This window comes from Pseudomonas flavocrustae, from assembly GCF_029872515.1.
In the GTDB taxonomy this organism is placed as follows: Bacteria; Pseudomonadota; Gammaproteobacteria; order Pseudomonadales; family Pseudomonadaceae; genus Chryseomonas; species Chryseomonas aestiva.
On sequence record NZ_JAPDIQ010000005.1, the window covers coordinates 319,471 to 339,295 of the forward strand.

The 19,825-nt window shown below is 56.6% G+C and carries 14 protein-coding genes; all 14 read left to right on the forward strand.

Annotated elements, in window-relative coordinates; genetic code table 11:
- Nucleotides 1-106 precede the first annotated feature (106 nt).
- Nucleotides 107-340: a hypothetical protein gene (locus OMP44_RS13815; protein WP_348529678.1), complete on the forward strand. Its 234-nt coding sequence runs from the start codon at nucleotides 107-109 to the stop codon at nucleotides 338-340.
- Nucleotides 333-1,493, forward strand: a complete 1,161-nt coding sequence (locus OMP44_RS13820; protein ID WP_280308929.1) for an Arm DNA-binding domain-containing protein — start codon at nucleotides 333-335, stop codon at nucleotides 1,491-1,493. Before OMP44_RS13815 ends, OMP44_RS13820 begins: the two co-directional genes overlap by 8 nt.
- A gap of 11 nt (nucleotides 1,494-1,504) precedes the next feature.
- A complete protein-coding gene (locus tag OMP44_RS13825) occupies nucleotides 1,505-1,789 on the forward strand; it encodes a hypothetical protein (protein ID WP_280308930.1) in 285 nt (94 codons plus the stop codon).
- A 138-nt stretch (nucleotides 1,790-1,927) separates the two neighbouring features.
- Nucleotides 1,928-3,514, forward strand: coding sequence for a sigma-54 interaction domain-containing protein (locus OMP44_RS13830; protein ID WP_280308931.1), 1,587 nt, complete (start codon nucleotides 1,928-1,930; stop codon nucleotides 3,512-3,514).
- Between the two features lie 49 nt (nucleotides 3,515-3,563).
- Nucleotides 3,564-6,944: a DEAD/DEAH box helicase family protein gene (locus tag OMP44_RS13835; RefSeq protein WP_348529680.1), complete on the forward strand. Its 3,381-nt coding sequence runs from the start codon at nucleotides 3,564-3,566 to the stop codon at nucleotides 6,942-6,944.
- A gap of 8 nt (nucleotides 6,945-6,952) precedes the next feature.
- Nucleotides 6,953-9,076: a DNA recombination protein RmuC gene (locus OMP44_RS13840; RefSeq protein ID WP_280308935.1), complete on the forward strand. Its 2,124-nt coding sequence runs from the start codon at nucleotides 6,953-6,955 to the stop codon at nucleotides 9,074-9,076.
- The gene (locus OMP44_RS13845) at nucleotides 9,076-10,680 is read left to right on the forward strand and encodes a type I restriction-modification system subunit M (protein WP_280308937.1); all 1,605 of its coding nucleotides are present in this window, start codon (nucleotides 9,076-9,078) and stop codon (nucleotides 10,678-10,680) included. Before OMP44_RS13840 ends, OMP44_RS13845 begins: the two co-directional genes overlap by 1 nt.
- Nucleotides 10,677-11,855 carry a restriction endonuclease subunit S gene (locus OMP44_RS13850; protein WP_280308939.1) on the forward strand — a complete coding sequence of 393 codons (1,179 nt, stop codon included), beginning with the start codon at nucleotides 10,677-10,679 and terminating at the stop codon, nucleotides 11,853-11,855. The genes OMP44_RS13845 and OMP44_RS13850 overlap by 4 nt, the downstream gene beginning before the upstream one ends.
- A 14-nt stretch (nucleotides 11,856-11,869) precedes the next feature.
- Nucleotides 11,870-12,016: a hypothetical protein gene (locus OMP44_RS13855; RefSeq protein ID WP_186381155.1), complete on the forward strand. Its 147-nt coding sequence runs from the start codon at nucleotides 11,870-11,872 to the stop codon at nucleotides 12,014-12,016.
- A 50-nt stretch (nucleotides 12,017-12,066) separates the two neighbouring features.
- Nucleotides 12,067-14,997, forward strand: coding sequence for a UvrD-helicase domain-containing protein (locus OMP44_RS13860; RefSeq protein ID WP_280308943.1), 2,931 nt, complete (start codon nucleotides 12,067-12,069; stop codon nucleotides 14,995-14,997).
- Nucleotides 14,998-15,026: 29 nt separating this feature from the next.
- Nucleotides 15,027-16,823 (forward strand): GmrSD restriction endonuclease domain-containing protein, encoded by a 1,797-nt coding sequence (locus OMP44_RS13865; protein ID WP_128688719.1) that lies wholly within the window; start codon nucleotides 15,027-15,029, stop codon nucleotides 16,821-16,823.
- Between the two features lie 199 nt (nucleotides 16,824-17,022).
- Nucleotides 17,023-17,688 carry a vWA domain-containing protein gene (locus OMP44_RS13870; RefSeq protein WP_038664489.1) on the forward strand — a complete coding sequence of 222 codons (666 nt, stop codon included), beginning with the start codon at nucleotides 17,023-17,025 and terminating at the stop codon, nucleotides 17,686-17,688.
- Entirely contained in the window at nucleotides 17,688-18,383 is a 696-nt protein-coding gene (locus OMP44_RS13875) for a PP2C family serine/threonine-protein phosphatase (protein ID WP_065278677.1), read from the forward strand. Before OMP44_RS13870 ends, OMP44_RS13875 begins: the two co-directional genes overlap by 1 nt.
- Before the next feature lie 5 nt (nucleotides 18,384-18,388).
- Nucleotides 18,389-19,825, forward strand: a complete 1,437-nt coding sequence (locus OMP44_RS13880; RefSeq protein ID WP_041110531.1) for a protein kinase domain-containing protein — start codon at nucleotides 18,389-18,391, stop codon at nucleotides 19,823-19,825.

Below are 19,825 nucleotides of genomic sequence, written 5' to 3' on the forward strand. Positions count from 1 at the left end.
TGCAAAGCTCAAAATGAGCGTTATATTGATCTTCAGGAGATCATTATGAGTAGTCAGTAGCTCATAAGAATCCGCTGTCGTTCAATTTAGCAGAGAGGGCATATCCATGTCTCACACATACCTGACTACCGAAGAGCTGGCCACGCGCATGAAGTACGACGCGCGCACCATCCGTAATCGCTTGAAAGACTCAGTCCTGCTCGAAGGGATTCACTACTTCCATCCCTTTGGCGGCCGCAAGATCCTTTTCATATGGGAAGCCGTCGAAGAAGACATGCAGAAATTCTCGCGGGCTTCTGGGCTGGTTCCGATGGCTGGTGGAGGTATCTGCCATGGGTAAGGTTCGCGCCCGCGCTGACAACGAGAAGTTGTTCTTTGACTTCACCTACCTGGATCAGCGGTGCCGCGAGCAGACTACGTTGCCTGATACGCCTGCCAACCGTAAAAAGCTGGAGAAGATCCTGGAGCGCATAGAGGCGGAAATCACCCTCGGCTGCTTCGACTACGCCACCTACTTCCCTCAAAGCAGCAAGGTGCAAGAGATCAGTCGGCTGCAGGCTGGCTGTGCATCACTGAAAACACCACTTTTCAAGGATTTTGCCGAATTGTGGTTTGAGGAGATGAGGGTCGAATGGCGTGATACGCACGCCAAAACCGTGCGCCTTACCCTTGATAAGCACTTGCTGCCTGAGTTCGGCAAAAAAGAGGTCAGCGCCATCACCAAAGCAGAACTTCTGTCATTCCGCTCGGCACTCGGCAAAGTCCCCGGGCAGAAAGGTCAGAGTCTGACAGCGACGAGAATCAACCACATCATGACGCCATTGCGCATGATCCTTAGTGAGGCAGCTGACCGCTTCGAGTTTACCTCGCCATATCTCAACATCAAATCGCTGAAGGTTCCCAAGACCGATGTGGAGCCATTCGCTCTGGACGAAGTACTGCAAATTCTCAGTGCTGTGCGCGAAGACTTCCGTAGTTATTACACGGTGCGTTTCTTCACCGGGATGCGCACGGGAGAAGTCGACGGCCTGCAGTGGAAATTCGTCGACTTTCAGAGGCGGCAAATCCTTGTCCGCGAAACTTGGGTCGGTGGCCGGCTCGACTACACGAAGAATGACGGCTCGCAACGCGAAATCGACATGTCTGGCCCGGTGTACAAGGCCCTGCTTGATCAGCAGAAGAAGACGGGCAGCGGACAGTTTGTCTTTAGCACCCGCGAAGGTACGCCGCACGCATACCGCAACATCAACGACCGGGTTTGGTATCCGCTGCTGCGTCACCTGGGTCTGCGTAGGCGGCGTCCCTACCAAACTCGTCATACGGCCGCGACCCTCTGGCTAGCTGCAGGCGAAAACCCGGAGTGGATCGCCAGGCAAATGGGACACACCACCACCGAGATGCTGTTCCGTGTCTATTCGCGCTATGTCCCCAACCTGACCCGGCGTGATGGCAGTGCCTTCGACAACCTGATCAAAGCCAATCTCAAGGGCTGAGGAGTTCCACTATGAAACTGATCAAACATGACAACGTGACCCCTCTGCATCCACCGATGGAGGCTCGCGAGTATAAGTACCTTAAGCATCTGGCTTCAGCCATGAGTCTCTACCTTGAGAACCCCCATGGCACCGAGCTTGTCTGCATCCTCGGCTCCGGCTACGAGAAGGATAATCGGCACGCCCTCGAAACCTGGGTCGCCTACCACCGGAATGAAGTTTTCGAGACGCGCCTGCAGGGTCGAAGTCCCCTGCATCATCTGATCGAGAAGCTTGAGAACCTGTTGGTTAACTAAGTTCGGAAGGGGCCGAAAGGCTCCTTCATTGTTCCCCCTTGGTAGTGGCAAGACTGCTCCATTCACTCGCTAATCTTCGCTTGGTGGAGTCACCAGTCCCTGCCGGCTACACCTCAGCTTGTACATGTAGTCAGACATTTGAAGACCCGGATCGACGGATTGGTTTACTATCCATGGCGCGAACCAGAGCACATTTTTTCCTGCCTGCAGGCAGGCAAGAGGGAAGCCGGGGGTACAGGGACAGTGGTAAAGAAGCAAAGCGTATTGGCAAGCTGGGTGGGCGGGAATGATCTCAAGGCAGTTGAGGGCGGTGAGGTAGGCCCGATTCTATCGACCCTAAACAGGGTAGGTTTTGATAGCGTCGAGCTGCTCTGTTCATATCCCGCCGAGATCGTTGAACCCTACCTGGACTGGCTGCGCCAGCAGGTCGATGTATCAATCGCAGCGCATTACGTTTCCCTGTCTTCTCCCGTTCATTTCGGGGAAATCTACCAAGCCGCCAGCCAGCAGTTAAAACGCCTGAGCATCTCCAGCAATAAGCTTTCCATTCTGCTCAGTCCCGGCACACCGGCCATGCAAGCAGTGTGGATTCTGCTGGGCAAAACACGCTATCCGGCAACCTTCTACCAGTCGTCACTTGAGCAAGGCGTGCAGCAGGTCGAGGTGCCGTTTGAGATCGCCGCCGAGTATGTCCCGGCTGCCGATACCATAAGCACCGACAAGCTGGTTCAGCTTGCCGGGCTGGATGCCCCCGTGGATGCAGCCTTCGACAGCATTGTGACGCAGAGCGAGCGTATGCTGGCGCTCAAGGCTCAGGCGCAGATACTCGCGGCGAAGCAGATCCCAGTGTTGATTTACGGCGAAACCGGCACTGGCAAAGAGTTGTTTGCCCGCGCCATTCACAACGCTGGTCCACGTTCTGCAGCGCCCTTTGTTGCGGTGAACTGCGGTGCCATCGTGCCGGAACTGATTGACTCCACCTTGTTTGGCCACAAGAAGGGCGCGTTCACTGGCGCGATTACAGATCGACCCGGAGTGTTCCAACAGGCTCATGGCGGCACGCTTTTTCTGGATGAGTTCGGCGAGCTAACGCCGGATGTCCAAGTGCGCCTCCTGCGCGTACTGCAGGAAGGTACCTTTACTCCGGTAGGCTCTAGCCAGGAGCTCAAGGTCGATGTGCGGCTGATTGCCGCCACTCACCGCAATCTGATGCAGGAAGTTGCTCGTGGGCGCTTCCGTGAAGACCTGTTTTATCGCATCGCTGTAGGTGTACTGCACCTCCCGCCGCTTCGAGAGCGCGAAGGTGATCTGCTGTTACTGTCGGAAAAGCTGCTGGCCGGCATTGCTAGCCAGGATGCCAGCCTTGGCGATAAGAAAATTTCTGCCGAAGCAAAAAATCTTATCCTTCAGCATCCCTGGCGTGGCAACGTTCGCGAACTGCAGTCTACTCTGTTGCGCGCGGCTCTCTGGTGCTCGGGCAATCTAATTGCTGCTCATGATATCGAGCAGGCACTGTTCAAATTGCCGCACGCGCAGGCCGATGTACTGGCAATGAATGTTGCGCAAGGCGTTGATTTACAAAAGATAATTGCTGAGGTAGCAGGGCATTATCTGCGTAAGGCTTTGGCGCTTACCGGCAACAACAAGACCCGTGCGGCTAGCCTACTTGGCCTCAAAAGCCAGCAGACGCTGAGCAATTGGATGGAAAAGTACGGTATCGAATAAAACCTGGCACGGTCCTCGCTAAAAGACCGTTATGAACAGAATCGCCCACATGAAATCAGTTAACTTCGAGTTTCTTCGCCCGGGCAACGAGCTGCTGGCGAACTTGGCCGGCCTCGCCGAGGCGGTACTGCACATCGATCCGGGCAGTGCACTTACTCGCCTGCGCAGCTTTGCCGAAGAGCTGACCAAAGCCATCTACAAGGAAGAGCTGCTGCCGCGTTTGCCGCAGTCGAGCTTCTATGAGCTGGTAAAAAATCCGGTGTTCGTCGATTGCGTCAGTAAGCCCTTGGTTCATCAGATCAACTTTCTGCGTATCCAGGGAAACGATACTGCCCACGGTGCCGAAGGCGAGCTGCGCGACGCACAGGCGGCGCTCAAGACTGCCTACCAGCTGGCCATGTACATGGCCATCAAGTACTACGGCACAGCGCAAGCGACAATTCCCGAGTTTTCCGAAGTTCAGGATCCGACTGCAGCGCTGGTCAGCTTGCAGAAAACCGTTTCCAGCTACGAAAAAGAACTCAACCAGCAGCAGGAAGAGCTTCAGCGCGTCATGGATAAGCTGGAGCAGGAGCGCACCCGCAACCTCGACAAGCTCGAACCTCCTGCCAAGCCTGATCAGCAGAAGCGCCAACAGCAGAGCCAACAGGTTGCCGACAGCCTGCAATGGAACGAGGCCAAGACCCGCGCGCTGCTGATCGACGCCATGCTGCTGCAGGCCGGCTGGGATGTCAGCGATCCAGCGCAGGTTGGCCTGGAAGTGGATGTGGACTTCCCCGATAACGTCTCTGGCAAAGGCCGTGCGGACTATGTGCTATGGGGCGACAACGGACAGCCTCTGGCTGTGATTGAAGCCAAGAAATCCGGGAATGTGAGTCTGCAGGCTGGCCGGGAGCAGGCCCGTATGTACGCCGATGGTTTCGAACGGATGGGCAAGCAGCGCCCGGTCATCTTTTACAGCAACGGCTATGAAACCTTCATCTGGGACGACAAGCAGTACAACGCCTATCGTCCGGTGTACGGCCTCTATAGCAAGGACAGCCTGGAATATCTCACCTACCAGCGGCAGTACCGCGACCCTGAGCCCGAGAGATTCAACCCTGATCTGAACATCGCGGACCGTGATTACCAGATCGAGGCCATCAAGACGGTCGCCAGGCATTTCCAGGATCAACGTCGCAAGGCGTTGATCATCCAGGCTACCGGCACCGGTAAGACTCGCGTTGCAATCGGTCTGGCCGAATTGCTGCTGCGTACCGGCTGGGCGAAGCGTGTGCTGTTTCTTTGCGACCGCAAAGAGCTGCGCGTCCAAGCCGATGATGCGTTCAAGCAGAATCTGCCGAGCGAGCCCCGCTGCGTGATTGGCGAAACCGGCAAGGTGGACCAGACCGCGCGCATCTACATTGCCACCTACCCGGGCATGATGAACCGCTTCGCCCAGCTCGATGTTGGCTTTTTCGACTTGATTATCGCCGACGAAAGCCACCGCAGTATCTATAACAAGTACCGCGACCTGTTCGATTACTTCGATGCGCTGCAGGTGGGGCTGACAGCCACGCCGGTCAAGTTCGTCAGCCGCAATACTTTCGACCTGTTCGACTGTGACACCACGGACCCAACCTTCGAGTACGGACTAGATAAGGCGATCAACAACGATCCGCCTTACTTGGTACCGCCCAAGGTGAAAGACCTGACAACGGACTTCCTGCGCGACGGCATCCACTACAACGACCTGAGCGAAGAGCAGAAGCGCCAGCTTGAAGAGGATCTGGGCGAGGAAGAGGCCAGGCGCACCACCATTGCTGGCAAGGACATCGGCCGCAAGATTTTCAGCGAAGACACCGATCGCATCATTCTGGAAAACCTGGTCAACAACGGCATCAAGGATGAGACTGGCTCTCTGGTGGGCAAGACAATCGTCTTTGCCCAGCGGCAGGACCATGCCGAGCATCTGGAAAAGCTGTTCTGCAAGCTCTACCCGCAGTACGGCAGCAAGGTCTGCAAGGTCATCCACAACGAAATTCCGCATGTGGATACGCTGATCAAGGAGTTCAAGAAGCCTGATAACGACTTCCGTATCGCCATCTCGGTGGACATGCTCGACACCGGTATCGACGTGCCTGAAGTGGTCAATCTGGTCTTCGCCAAGCCGGTCAAATCCTGGGTCAAGTTCTGGCAGATGATCGGCCGTGGCACTCGTCTGCGCCCGAACCTGTTCGGCCCGGGCAAGGACAAGACCGAGTTCCTCATATTCGACCACTACGGAAACTTCGATTTTTTCGAGGAGGAATATCAGGAGCCAGAAGACACGGGTGGCAAGTCTCTACTGCAAACCACCTTCGAGGCACGTTTGGAGTTGGCCCAGGCCGCACTGAAAAAGAATCATGCTGCTGCCTTCGATGCGGCTGTCGCGTTGCTGCGTTCGGATATCAACGATTTGCCTGAGGATAGCGTCGCGGTGAAGCGCGAGCTGCGCCTGGTTCACCAGCTGCAGCAGACCGATATGCTGATGAGCTTCAACGCGAAAACCCAACACCTGTTGACTGGCACCATCGCGCCACTGATGTCTGCCCGGGTTCTGAGCGATAAGCATGCCACCGCTTTTGACAAGCTTATGGCGGGTATCCAGCGTTGTATGGTTGACCAAGCTAGCTGCTTTGAGGACGGCAAGAACGCCTTGCTCGCTGAGCTGGACAAGCTGGCGGTCAACATCCAGGCGGTACGCCAGAAGGATTTGATCATCGCCGAGGTTCGCAGCGCAGATTTCTGGCTTAAGCCGACAATAGAAAAGCTGGAGAACGCCCGTAAGGAGCTGCGCGGCATCATGAAGTACCGCCAGACAACAGGCGGTGGCGGTTACGCAATGCCCAGCACCACGACCGGTGACGGTGGCGTACAGGTCGGCGTACGCGAAGTGAAAATTGCCGGGGCCAACGAGGCGATGATCTACCGCCGCCGTCTGAAGGACATTCTCGACGGCATGCTGGCTGCCAACCCGACCCTGCAGAGGATCCATAAAGGCGAGCCCATCGCGGAGGCAGAGCTGAAAACGCTCACCTCAACCATTCTCACAAGTCATCCGGGGGTGAGCCTGGAAGTGCTCAACGAGTTCTACGGCCGCACGGCAGATCAGCTCCACCTCACCGTGCGCGAGATTGTCGGCCTGGATGCGCAGGCAATCGAGCAGCATTTCAAAAGCTTCCTTCATAGCCATCCAACTCTTACAGCCCAGCAGGTGCGCTTTATGAACCTGCTTAAAACCTACATTGCCCAGCACGGCAGCATCGTCATCGAAAAGCTCTACGACGCGCCTTTTTCCAGCATCGCTCACGACGGTATCGACGGTGTATTCACGCCTGACGATGTCACCGAGCTGGTCGCCGTGCTCAAGCCCTTTTTGCGCGGGGATAACCCGCCAGCCAGTCACTAGGAGTGATCATGCAAGCCAGCCAATGGACGACTGAAATCATCGTGATCAGCGCGGTACTCGCCTTAGCCAGTCTTGTGATCGGCTACTTCATCGCCACCCCTCGGCAGGGCCGACAGATCGGCACGCTGACCGCACAGCTTGAGCAGGCGCAACAGGGGCAGGCCTCAGCAATGGCCGCTAGCACGGCGCTGAGTGAGCAACTCAAGGCTGCAGAAGCACGCAGTCAGGAGCTTCAAGTCGCAGAAAGCACACTGAAGGCCAAACTGCAGGCGGCTTTCGATAACGTGACGCGACTGAATCACGAGCTGCAGGAGAGCAAAGACGCAAAGGCAGCCCAAAATCTAAAACTTGAGGACGCCAATCGGCAGCATCACGAAACCGCCAAGCGCCTCGAAACCGCGCAAGCCGATAGCCGATCGCTGCACGAGCAAGTCACCGACCTGCGCGATCGTCTGAGCATGGCGCAAGCCGCTATCACCTCGCTGCAAGGCGAGCGCGACAACCTCAAAAACGAGCTGGCAAGCCTGGATGCCAGCGCCAAGGTGGCGGCAACAGGCGAGCGCGAGGCACGCGAACAACTCGCTGAGATTCGTCAGCAATTGGCCAGCCGAACCCAGCAATACAATGAGCTGCTTGGGCGTTATCAGCCACTCAGCAATCAACATGCGGAGCTCAATACGTCGCTGCAAAAACGTGAAGAGCTTGTGGCCGAATTGCGTGATCGACTAAATGCTGCCGAGACCGTTAATGCACAACTGCAAACTGATCGGGATCAGCTGAAGGATTCGCTAGCAAACGAAGGCAAACGCAGCCAATCCTTGGCGACATCCGAGCGCGAAGTACGCGAGCAATTGCAAGACATCAAAGCCCAGCAAGTGGCTGCCACTGAGCGCTACGAAGCGCTCCATGCCCGCTTTACCGCACAGAGCAGCGAGTACACCAAGCTCAGAACCGAGCTGGATGAGCGCGAAGCCAGCCATGCCCGGGAGCTGGCCAACTTCGAGCAACAGAAAGCCAGCCTGAGCGAGCAGTTCAAGCTGCTCTCCAACGAGATTCTGGAAGCGAAAACCCAGGCCCTGCAGGAAAGCAGCAAGCTCAGCCTGAGTGCCGTGATGACGCCGTTCCAGCAGTCGATCGACATCTTCAAGCGTGAAGTGCAGGAGATCCACCACCGCGAAACCACCCAGCAAGGGGAGCTGCGCAAGGAGCTGGAGTCTCTCAAGGCGCTGAACCAGCAGATCACCACTGAAGCTCACGAGCTTTCTACCGCACTGCGCGGCCAGAAGAAGCTTCAGGGTAACTGGGGTGAGCTGGTGCTTGAGAACGTGCTGGATCGCTCCGGCCTGCAGAAGAGCAAGGATTACGATCGCGAAGTCAGTTTTACTACTGAAGAGGGCCGCCAGCGTCCTGATGCCGTGGTGTACCTGCCGCAGGGCAAGCACCTGATCATCGACGCCAAGGTATCGCTCAATGCCTATACCCGCTTTGTGAATGCCGAGGACGAGAGCGAGCGCGCTATTGCCCTCAAAGAGCATGTGCAGGCTGTCGGTAATCGGATCAAGGAGCTGGCGGATCGTGATTACTACAAGCTGCCAGGGCTGAATTCGCCGGACATGGTGTTCATGTTCATTCCCATCGAATCGGCGTTTGTTGAGGCCCTGAAGGCTGATGAAACATTGTTCCAGAGGGCCATCGAGAACAATGTGCTGGTGGCCACACCCACTACCTTGCTGACCAGCCTGAACATTGTCCGCCAGCTCTGGCGCTATGAGGATCAGAACAAGCACACCGCCGCCCTGGCCAGCCGGGCAGAGGCGGTCTTCAAAAAGCTCAACACCTTCCTCGCCAGCTTCGAGAAGATCAAGAAGGGCCTGGAAACGGCCACCGAAGCCTACGTCAAGGCCGAAGGCCAACTGGTCAGCGGCAAGGGCAACTTGGTCAAACAGGTGGGCGAATTCAAGAACCTGGCACCCGCCATCAAGGCGCAGCTACCAGCCTATTTCGCCGACAAGGCTGCGCTGGAAATCGACTTCATCCCTACCGAGCAGAATATCGAGGTGCTGACTGACAGCGCCGACGATGAAGAGCTGCTCGCCGAAACCGACACTGAAACCGACTACGAGACCGCCTGATGCTCACCGGCAAAATCCGCAACGATATCGACAAGCTCTGGGAAAAATTCTGGACCGGCGGCATCACCAACCCGCTGACCGTGATCGAGCAGATCAGCTACCTGATGTTCGCCCGCATGCTCGACATGCAGGAAGACGTGGCCGAACGCAAAGCCAACCGCACCGGCAAGCCCTTCGACCGCCTGTTCCCCAATACCCCGGAAGGCCAGCTCCTGCGCTGGAAGAACTTCCGGCACAAGAGTGGGCCGGAGTTGCACAAGCACCTCAAGCAGAGCGTCTATCCGTACTTTGCCAAACTAGGCAGAAAGTCCGATGCGGTAGATGGCCTGGGCGAGGAGGGCAGCGCTCTTGAGGGGCTGGGACACATCGGCGAATACATGCAGGACGCCGATCTGGAGATCAAGAACGAGTCCGTGCTCACCTCTGCCGTGGAAATGGTCAATGACCTGCCCCTGACCCAGAGCGACGTGAAGGGCGATATCTACGAATACCTGCTGAGCAAGCTCACCACCGCCGGCATCAACGGCCAGTTCCGCACGCCGCGCCATATCATCGACGCAATGATCGAGCTGATCGCTCCGCAGCCGAGCGAAGTCATCTGTGACCCTTCGTGCGGCACGGCAGGCTTTCTCGCCCGCACTATGGAATACCTAAATCGAGTGCATTCCAGCGAGGCGGGCATCATTACCGATGAGGACGGTAACCAGCATTACACCGGTGACCTGCTGGAGCCTTATCGCGATCACATCAACAAGCGCATGTTCTGGGGCTTTGACTTCGACACCACCATGCTGCGCGTCTCCAGCATGAACATGATGCTCCACGGCGTGAACGGCGCGAACATTCGTTATCAGGACTCCCTGGGCAAATCCATCAAGGAGCACTACCCGCGCCAGGAGCAGGACTTCTTCGACGTGGTGCTGGCCAACCCTCCGTTCAAAGGCAGCCTGGACGAAACCAACACCAACCCCGACGTGCTCGGCCTGGTGAAAACCAAGAAGACCGAGCTGCTGTTTGTTGCCCATATCCTCCGCTCGCTCAAGCTCGGTGGTCGCGCGGCGGTGATCGTGCCGGACGGCGTGCTGTTTGGCTCCTCCAAGGCCCACCAGCAACTGCGCCAGGAGCTGCTCGATAACAACCAACTGGAAGGCATCGTCAGCCTGCCCAGCGGCGTGTTCAAACCCTACGCCGGCGTCAGCACCGCCATCCTGATTTTCACCAAGGGCGGCACCACCGAGCGCGTGTGGTTTTATGACCTGCAGGCAGACGGTTACTCGCTGGACGACAAGCGTACCGAACTGAAAGGCGAGGGCAGCAACGACCTGCCCGACGCGATCGCCCAGTGGCACAAATACCGGCAGATGGTCGAGGGCAATATCAGCGCCAGCACCATCAACACCCTGTATGGCGACAAGCGCAAAAAGGCCTTTGTCGTGCCCGCCGAAGACATCGCCACCAACAAGTACGACCTCTCCATTAACCGCTACAAGGAGGTGGAGTACCAGCAGGAGCAGTACGAAGACCCGAAGGTGATTCTGCAACGGCTCAAAGGACTGGAGCAGGGAATTCTGGCAGATCTGGACGAGCTGGAGGCGATGCTGTGAGTTGGCCTATATCTAGGTTGAGCGAGGTTATTTCCTTTATTCGAGGCGTCACCTTTACGCCCGAGGATCAAGTAGAGCCATTCTCGGAGGGCTCTACAGTTGTTATGCGTACAAAAAATATTCAGGTGGCGGGGCTGGATCAGAGTAATCTAATTGCTGTGCCTTCTGGATTTGTAAGAAGGAAAGAGCAGGAGCTTCGGGAAGGGGATATCTTAGTTTCTTCAGCAAATAGCTGGGAGCTTGTCGGGAAAGCCAGCTATGTGCCAAAGCTAACCTATGAGGCGACTGCTGGTGGCTTCATTTCAATCGTAAGAGCGAAAGAATCCCGCGTTGACTCTAGATACTTGTATCACTGGGTGGCCTGTCCAGCCACTCAGCATAAGATCAGGCACTGTGGCCGCCAAACGACAAATATTTCAAACTTGGATGTTGGTAGGTTTCAGGATTTGGAAATTCCCCTCCCACCCCTACCCGAACAAAAGCGCATCGCCGCCATCCTCGACAAGGCCGACGCCATCCGCCGCAAACGCCAGCAAGCCATCCAGCTCGCCGACGACTTCCTCCGTGCCGTGTTTTTGGACATATTCGGCGACCCGGTGACCAATCCGAAGGGGTGGCCGTTAAAGCGATTTGGAGAAGTCGGCACATGGTCTAGCGGTGGAACGCCATCAAGAACTGTTTCTGATTTTTTCGAGGGAGAGATTAATTGGTACTCTGCGGGAGAGTTGAACTCTCGCTATCTCGATGGTTCGGTGGAGAAAATTTCAGAGTTGGCGATAAAGAATAGTGCCGCAAAGATTTTCAAGAAAGGCTCTTTGTTGGTTGGTATGTATGACACGGCGGCAATGAAGATATCGATTCTGAAGGAAGACTCTTCTTGCAATCAGGCTTGTGCAAATGTTGAGTGTAATGAGCTTGCAAGTGTTGAATGGCTGTACTCATACATTGACTACGCGAAAGATAGTTATCTTTCGCGTAGGCGTGGGGTCCGTCAGAAAAATCTAAATCTAGGCATGATTCGAGATTTTTTACTGCCGCTGCCACCGAGAGATTTGCAAGATGAGTTTGTGAGGTTTGTTTCCGCTGTCTTTGGCATGAAGAAGAAGCAAGATGAATACAAAGACTTTCCGGTTTTTGAGTCTTTAAGCCTTAAAGCCTTCTCTGGCCAGCTGTAGATAAGGAAATCCCCATGCGCCTCAAGTCCGTCAAGCTCACCCATTTCAGCGGTTATCGCGCCACCACGGTTATTCCCATCGACGAAGCCATGACCGGCATCGTCGGTCGCAATGACGATGGCCAATCGGCCAGCCTTGAGAGGTCGGGCTCGCTTGAATAGACAAGGCGCTCAGTGTGTCTCTCGCTGACACATGCTCACAGGCTGTGACTATGACTGCTGAATCCTCATCGATAGATGTCGCCCCGCACTGGTTGATGCGCCTGTTTGGCGCGCAATCGGCCACCTTCGCGTTGGGTGAAAAGGGGTTAGAGGTCACGACCAAGAGCGGTGAGAACTACCTGATCGAGGCGACATCGCTGGCTAACGAGGCAACCTTCCGCGAGGGGCTGGTTTTCGCCCGGCTGGTGCTGCAAACGGACTGCGGCGAAAAGGTGTTCCCTGGCCTGCGCAAGGCTGACGGTGAACGGCTATTTCACTGGTTGCGAGCGCACTGGTTACGCAAACTGGCGCCCGAGATAGAGCAGGTCGTTCGTAAAATCCGGGCCCTGCTGAAGAAAGGCTATCCCCACCAATCCCGGCTGGACGCGGCCAGGGTTATGGCCGAGCAAGCCCTGCAGCGTTTTCAGCGTGTGCCTGAGCCCCAGTGGTGTAACGATGTAGATGTCACCCCATTCAAGTGGCTGGCAGCGGTTACCCGGTGGCAGGAAGCGGACTGGGAAAAGCTGCGCAAGCAATACGTCGATGGGCAACTGGCGCGCAACAGCGCCTTCTTCGACAAGGTAGAGAGCCAGCCGCTGACCGAGCGCCAGCGCGTTGCCTGTGTCGTGGATGAGGATAACAACCTGGTGTTGGCCGGTGCCGGTACGGGCAAGACCAGCACCATGGTAGGCCGTGCAGGGTTCCTGATCGCAAGTGGGCAGGCCCGGGCCGAAGATATTCTGATGCTGGCTTTCGCCAACAAAGCGGCAAAGGAGATGCAGGAGCGTATCGATCACCGGCTGGGTAAGTGCGGCATCACCACCAGTACGTTTCACAAACTGGGTAAGACGATTATTGCCAAGGTAGAGGGCGAACAGCCCTCCCTTTCACCCTTGGCGGAAGATGACAAGGCGCTGGCCTGGCAGGTGAGCCAGTGGTTCGAGCAGCATCTCAGGACTCCCGAGTACCAGCGGCTGGCGATTGATTATTTCCAGCACCACCTTTACCCGGAGGCGAACCCCTTTGAGTTCGCGTCAGAGGGGGAGTACTACGACTACATCCTTGCCAATGATATCCGCACCCTTAAAGGCGAGGCCGTTAAAAGCCTGGGTGAGTGCCTGGTGGCGAACTACCTGTTCAAGCAGGGCATCGCCTATCAGTATGAGCCTGCTTACGAGCACAAGACAGCCAGCCCCCTTTATCGCCAATACCAGCCGGATTTCTATCTGCCCGAGCAGGGTATCTACATCGAGTATTACGGTATCGACCGGCAGGGCGGTACAGCCCCCTATGTAGACCGCGAGCAGTACCACCAGGGTATGGCGTGGAAGCGCCAGTTGCATGCCGATAAAGGTACGCGCCTGGTGGAGCTGTACCACTATCAGTTAATGGAAGGTGGGCTGTTTGATGCCATCGACGCGCAGCTGGCCGCACTGGGTGTTCAGTACCAAGCATTGCCCCCGGAAGCGGTGCTCGAAACACTACGAGAATTTGGCGCAATCAACAGCTTTGCGGTACTGCTGGCCGATCTGCTGAAGCGCTACCGCGCTAATTGTTACGAGCAAGGGCAGGTGGAGGCTGCGATCAAGCGCGCGAAGAACCCGAAGCAGGTGGACGCTGCGCTGGCACTGCTGCGGCCCATTCTGGACGACTATCAGACCTTGTTGGATAGCGCCGGGCATATCGATTTCGATGACATGATTGGCAAGGCTATTGAGTACGTCCGCGAAGGGCGTTTCCGTAGCCCGTGGCGATATATTCTGGTGGATGAGTTCCAGGATATCTCTGAGGCGCGTGCCCGCTTGATCAGGTATCTGCGGGACTCTGTGCCGGAGTGCTCGTTATTCTGCGTGGGTGACGATTGGCAGGCTATTTACCGCTTCACCGGCAGTGATCTGAGCTTTACAACGGCATTTAGTGAACGGTTTGGCACGACCAAAGTAACGGCCCTCGATCTGACGTTCCGCTTCAATAACAGCATCAGTGATGTGGCGACGCGCTTCGTGCTGGCAAACCCGATCCAGGTCAGGAAGCAGCTTAATACGCTGCAAAAGGTTAAACGCCCTGCGGTATCCCTGCTCAGGGAAGACAACCGGCCTAAACCCGGCAGCGAGGAGCCAAGCCGGCTGGAGAAGGTCGTTGCCCGCATCGCAGAAATTGCCGAGCCTGGGAGCAGTGTCTATCTGCTTGGGCGCTACGGCTTTAACTTGCCAGACAGAGGCGAACTGCGGCGACTCGCATCGAGTTTCCCTACGTTAGCGCTAGAGTGCCACACCATTCACGCTGCCAAAGGCAAGGAAGCGGATTACGTGGTGCTGCTCGGTCTGGAGACTGGCAAGCATGGTTTCCCCTCGCAGAAAACCACGCATCCGTTGCTGGAGGCATTGCTGCCGGCACAAGAGGATTTCCCTTACGCTGAGGAGCGTCGGCTGTTTTATGTGGCCCTTACCCGGGCAAGACAGCGTGCTTATCTGATCGCCGATATGGCCGTGGCGTCGGCTTTTGTTGTCGAGTTGTTGAAGAACGAATACGAGCTCGATCTGGACGAGTTCTCAACATCACTCAGCCAGCAATTGCTGCACATGCTCAAGTGCATCAAGTGTAAAACCGGCACCATGGTGTCACGGCAAAGCCAGTTTGGCCGGTTTTTTGGCTGCAATAAATTCCCGCTCTGCGCTCACAAGGAGCGCGGCTGCGCGCATTGCGACTCGCAAATGCGCCGCGCTGGGCGCTTCAAGGTTTGTATCAACCCAGACTGTCAGCGTTGGGTGCCTACGTGCCCGAAGTGTGGTGCGGAAATGACCCAGCGAAAGGGGCGCAATGGCGAGTTCTGGGGTTGCCGCAACTATCGGTCTGATGGTGATGGCTGCAGGCATACAGAAAACCGGATCGTGTTCGATACGGGTTTGCTGGTTGCGGGTAGTCATGAAGGTCGTTTTTAGAATCAAGCGCGAATATAGGGATATACGCTATGTCGGCACAGAAATACTCGGTTAACCAACACCTGATCGAAACCCTGCTGAGCTGGGTTAAATCCGGGGAGATCGCAATCCCGGAAATCCAGCGGCCTTTTGTGTGGGATGCCACCAAGGTGCGTGACCTGATGGACAGCCTGTATCAGGGCTTTCCGGTGGGTTACATCATTGCCTGGCGCAACCCGACGGTGAAGCTGAAAGATGGCTCGCTGGCTGAGGGCAAGAAGGTGCTTATTGATGGTCAGCAGCGTGTCACGGCGCTGACCGCCGCCATCGCCGGGCAGCAGGTGGTCAACCAGGATTACCAGCAGGTGCGTATCCGCATTGCCTTCCACCCCATCGAAGAACGCTTCGAGGTCAGCAACCCCGCCATTGAGAAGGACAAAACCTGGCTGCCTGATATCGCCCCCATCGTTAATGGCGAGCTGCGGTCTTACAAGGTGGCTAGAGACTATCTCGAGCTAAATCCAGATGTGAAAGAAGATCTGGTTTTCGAGCGTTTGGACAGGTTGTGCGATATCACCAAGAAGCAGATCGGCCTGATCGAGCTGGCGGCGGATCTGGATATCGAGACGGTCACCGAGATCTTTATCCGCATCAACTCCAAGGGTGTGGTGCTCAGTCAGGCGGACTTCGTGATGTCGAAGATCGCCGCTAACGAGGAGTTCGATGGCAACACCCTGCGCAAGACCATCGACTACTTCTGCCACCTGTCCATTGCGCCGGAGTTCTACGCGCATATCGAGAACAACGATAAGACCTTCGTGCAGACCGAATACTTCAAAGCTATGCGCTGGCTGAAGAGTGAAAACGACGACCTCTACGACCCCAGCTACTCGGACATGCTGCGCGTGGCCTTCACCACCAAGTTCAATCGTGGACGGCTGTCGGATCTGGTAGGACTGCTCTCTGGCCGTAACTTCGAGACGCGTAGCTACGAGAAGGAAATCGAAGAAGCGTCCTTCAAGACCCTGAGCGAAGGGGTCAGGGAGTTCATCAATGAAACGCACTTCAAACGCTTCCTGATGATCATCCGTTCGGCCGGCTACGTGGACAGCTCCATGATTGGTTCAGTCAACGCGCTGAACTTCGCCTACGTGCTGTACCTCAAGCTCAAACGCGACCTGGGCAACAACCCCAAGATCGAAAGCTGGGTGCGCCGCTGGTTCGTCATGTCGCTGCTCACCGGACGCTACTCAGGCTCGCCGGAGTCGCGCTTCGACAAGGACATCAAGGCCGTACACGAGCGACCCTTTGCTGACGTACTGGCTGATATCGAAGCGGCTGAACTGTCTGATGCCTTCTGGGATTTCGGTCTGCCGCAGGCCTTGAACACCTCGTCCGTCAACGCCCCGGCTATCAAGGTGTTCTGGGCCGCACAGGCCAATCGGGGTGATAAGGGCTTCCTGTCCAAGGACATCACCGTGCGTGACATGCTTACGCATCACGGCGATATCCATCACATCTTCCCGAAGAACTTCCTCAAGCAGCGGGGGCTGCTCAGAAGCAAGTACAACCAGGTGGCCAACTATGTGTACGTGCAGCAGGAAGTGAACATCAAGATCGGCGATACCGCCCCGGCCGCTTATATGGCGAAGGTCTTTGACCAGTGTCAGCAAGGCGCAGCGCACTATGGTGCGATCATCAGCCTGGATGACCTTAAGGCCAACCTGGCGGCCAACTGCCTCCCGGATGACCTCGCTGCCTATCAGCCTGAGCAGTTCGAAACCTTCCTCACCGAACGCCGCCGGCTGATGGCGCAGAAGATTAAGCAGTATTACTGGGGATTGTGAGGGGTATTTCCCACAGCGTTGTGAATGAGCCCCTCTTCGTGTCGGTAAACAAAATTACCAATAGATAACCGTTTTTACGTATATAACGATCTTTCTCGGCCTTCAAGATTGCATAACATGCTGTTTTTAAAAGAAAACATGAGTTGGCACGGGATGCGCTTATAGGGAGATATCCAATTGACTATCAAGGAAGTACACAGTGTCAGAACTCAAAAAATTCCAGGTCCAAACCGCCCGTCCGCTGCCGATCATCGTTCTGGCTGACACCAGTGGCAGCATGTCTGTGGATGGCAAGATCGAGGCGCTGAACAAGGGCCTGAAAGACATGATCAGCAGCTTTGCCGGCGAGAGCCGCCTGCGGGCTGAACTGCAGGTCAGTTTGATCACCTTTGGCAGTCAAGCAGAGGTGAATTTGCCTTTGACTCCGGCTCATCAGTTGCAGGGCTTCACCCCGCTTACTGCTGCGGGGGCGACTCCGCTGGGTGGTGCTCTGGCACTGGCCAGCCAGATGATCGAAGACAAGGACAGCATCCCCTCCCGCGCCTACAAACCGGTAATCGTGCTGGTTTCCGATGGCCACCCTACTGATGACTGGCAGGGTTCCTTTGCTCGTCTGGCCAATGGCGAGCGCTCGTCCAAGGCCACTCGCTTTGCCATGGCCATCGGTGCTGATGCCGATGAGAGCATGCTCGGTGATTTTGCCAATGACCCGGAGGCACCGCTGTTCCGTGCCGAGAATGCTGCGGATATCCACCGTTTTTTCCGCGCTGTGACGATGAGCGTCAGTGCACGTAGCCGCTCGGCGACGCCGAATCAGTCTGCTCCGCTGCAAATCCCGACGGATGATCAGGACTGGGATTTCTGATGCGCTTGTTGGCGAGTGGGGCTTCGGTGAGGGGCCCCGCCCACCAGCAGGATGACTCACCTAACCAGGATGCCCTGGCCGTCAGTGGTATACGCGGCGGTTGGTGCGTTGCAGTTGCCGATGGATTGGGCAGTCGCCCCTTGAGCCACTTCGGTTCGCGCAAGGCGGTGCAGTTGTCACGGCACGTGCTTCGGTGTCAGGCGGACATTACTCATGCAGCGGTTACTGACGAGGTTCGCAAGGCCTGGCTGGCCTGTTTTGGCGAGCGTTATCGCCTGCATGAAACGACCTGCCTGTGGGCGCGCGTGGATGCCCGTGGCCGGGCTGTTGCCGGGCAGATTGGCGATGGATTGCTGCTGGCAAGAAGCGCTGGCGCTTTCAAGGTGCTGACCGATCAACGCCAGGGCTTCGGTAATCAGACCCTGACCTTGGCCCAGGCGGATGCCCGGAATACTCGCAGTTTCGAGTTTGAGTTGAGCCAGCCGGGTGATGGCGTACTGCTGATGACGGATGGTATCTCGGATGACCTGATTCCATCGCAGCTTGAGTCGTTTTTTGATGCCATTTACCGGCGCCAACTGCGTTGTAGTAGCAAGCGCCGCATGCGCCGCTGGTTGACGGGTGAGCTGCTGGACTGGTCGACGCCACGCCATGGTGACGACAAGAGCATTGCTGGAATTTTCTTAACGGATTGATACAGATGAGCACGAACAAGGCCGCGCCGCAGAAGCAGCGCATGGTGCAGGACAGCAAAGGTTCGGTTTATGAGCTCACGAGTGAGTTGAGCAGTGGTGGGCAGGGCGTTGTTTACCGCACCCAGTACCCACAAGCTCTGATCAAGGGGTTTACCAATAAGGATGAGCAGGCGCGCCGTCGTTGGCGTGAGCACATCGAATGGCTGACCCGGCAGGATCTGGCCGATTTGAAGCTGGCTAGACCGCTTGAACTGCTGGCTGAGCCACGCTGCGGTTATGTGATGGAGCTGATGGACGGGCTGGTGCCTTTGCAGGGGCTGCTGGACAGTTTTGCTAATGCTGAAGAAGAGGCGCATGAAGATTATCTGCGCCAGGGCGGGCTGCGTCGGCGTATTCGTATTCTGGGCCAGATGGCCAGAACACTGAATCAGTTGCACGGGCGTGGCATGCTCTACGGTGATCTGTCGCCGAACAATATCTTTGTCTCGGACGATCCGGCGTTTGCCGAGACGTGGTTGATTGACTGCGACAACATCAGCCTCGATAGCCACAGTGGCTTGACCCTGCACACCGTGGACTATGGCGCACCGGAAGTGGTGCGTGGTGAGGCGTTGTTGTCCAGCCTCACCGATTGCTGGAGCTTCGCCGTTATTGCCTATCAGTTGCTGACACACAACCACCCGTTCAAGGGTGAGATGGTCAGTGACGGTGAGCCCGAAGTCGAAGACGCCGCGCTGCGCGGTGAGCATCCCTGGATCAACGATAGCGCGGACGACAGTAACGCTTGCTTCGTTAATCTGCCGCTGCAGTTGCTGGAGCACAGCAAGCTGCCCCAACTGTTTAGCCGTTGCTTTGAGGGTGGGCGAACCAGCCCCTATGAGCGCCCGACTATGGCCGAGTGGCTTGAGGCGTTGGTTGAAGTGGATGAGCGTATGTACTGCTGCCCGGACTGTGGCAGTACCAGCCTGTTGCCAGTGGACTTGCGGGCAGCGGACGAGGCGGAGTGTTTTTTCTGTGAGGCGCCAGCTGACAGCCGTCTAGTTCTGTTTGAGGAATTCATTGCCTTGCCTGCCGAGCAGGACGAGGACGGGGAGATTCCTCAAGAGCTGGTGGCGACGGGGCGAAAGGTCTGGTTGCAGCCGGGAGGGGAAGTTGAGCTCAAGCGCTTGTTGCCGACGTTCAGCTATGACCGCTGGCCGGCGGACCATGTCCGCATCGAGTACAGCGACAAAGGCCTGGGGATTTACCCGCTGCCGGATAGCCAGTTGCAGTTGCAGCGCGGGGAAACCGTTAAAACGTTGCAGCGTTATCAGGGGATCAAGGAGAGCTTGCGTGGTAAGGATGAGGAGCCCTTTCTGATCCATGTGGGTGAGCCGGCGAAGTCAGGTCATAAGGACTCCAGGTTGCCCTCCAGTAAAGTCGTTTGGAAGTTCCGGTGGTGA

Excerpts from the sequence above, each read along its gene's own strand:
- OMP44_RS13815 (WP_348529678.1), top strand. The coding sequence starts at position 107 with ATGTCTCACACATACCTGACTACCGAAGAGCTGGCCACGCGCATGAAG.
- OMP44_RS13820 (WP_280308929.1), top strand. The coding sequence starts at position 333 with ATGGGTAAGGTTCGCGCCCGCGCTGACAACGAGAAGTTGTTCTTTGAC.
- OMP44_RS13825 (WP_280308930.1), top strand. The coding sequence starts at position 1,505 with ATGAAACTGATCAAACATGACAACGTGACCCCTCTGCATCCACCGATG.
- OMP44_RS13835 (WP_348529680.1), top strand. The coding sequence starts at position 3,564 with ATGAAATCAGTTAACTTCGAGTTTCTTCGCCCGGGCAACGAGCTGCTG.
- OMP44_RS13840 (WP_280308935.1), top strand. The coding sequence starts at position 6,953 with ATGCAAGCCAGCCAATGGACGACTGAAATCATCGTGATCAGCGCGGTA.
- OMP44_RS13845 (WP_280308937.1), top strand. The coding sequence starts at position 9,076 with ATGCTCACCGGCAAAATCCGCAACGATATCGACAAGCTCTGGGAAAAA.
- OMP44_RS13855 (WP_186381155.1), top strand. The coding sequence starts at position 11,870 with ATGCGCCTCAAGTCCGTCAAGCTCACCCATTTCAGCGGTTATCGCGCC.
- OMP44_RS13860 (WP_280308943.1), top strand. The coding sequence starts at position 12,067 with ATGACTGCTGAATCCTCATCGATAGATGTCGCCCCGCACTGGTTGATG.
- OMP44_RS13865 (WP_128688719.1), top strand. The coding sequence starts at position 15,027 with ATGTCGGCACAGAAATACTCGGTTAACCAACACCTGATCGAAACCCTG.
- OMP44_RS13875 (WP_065278677.1), top strand. The coding sequence starts at position 17,688 with ATGCGCTTGTTGGCGAGTGGGGCTTCGGTGAGGGGCCCCGCCCACCAG.
- OMP44_RS13880 (WP_041110531.1), top strand. The coding sequence starts at position 18,389 with ATGAGCACGAACAAGGCCGCGCCGCAGAAGCAGCGCATGGTGCAGGAC.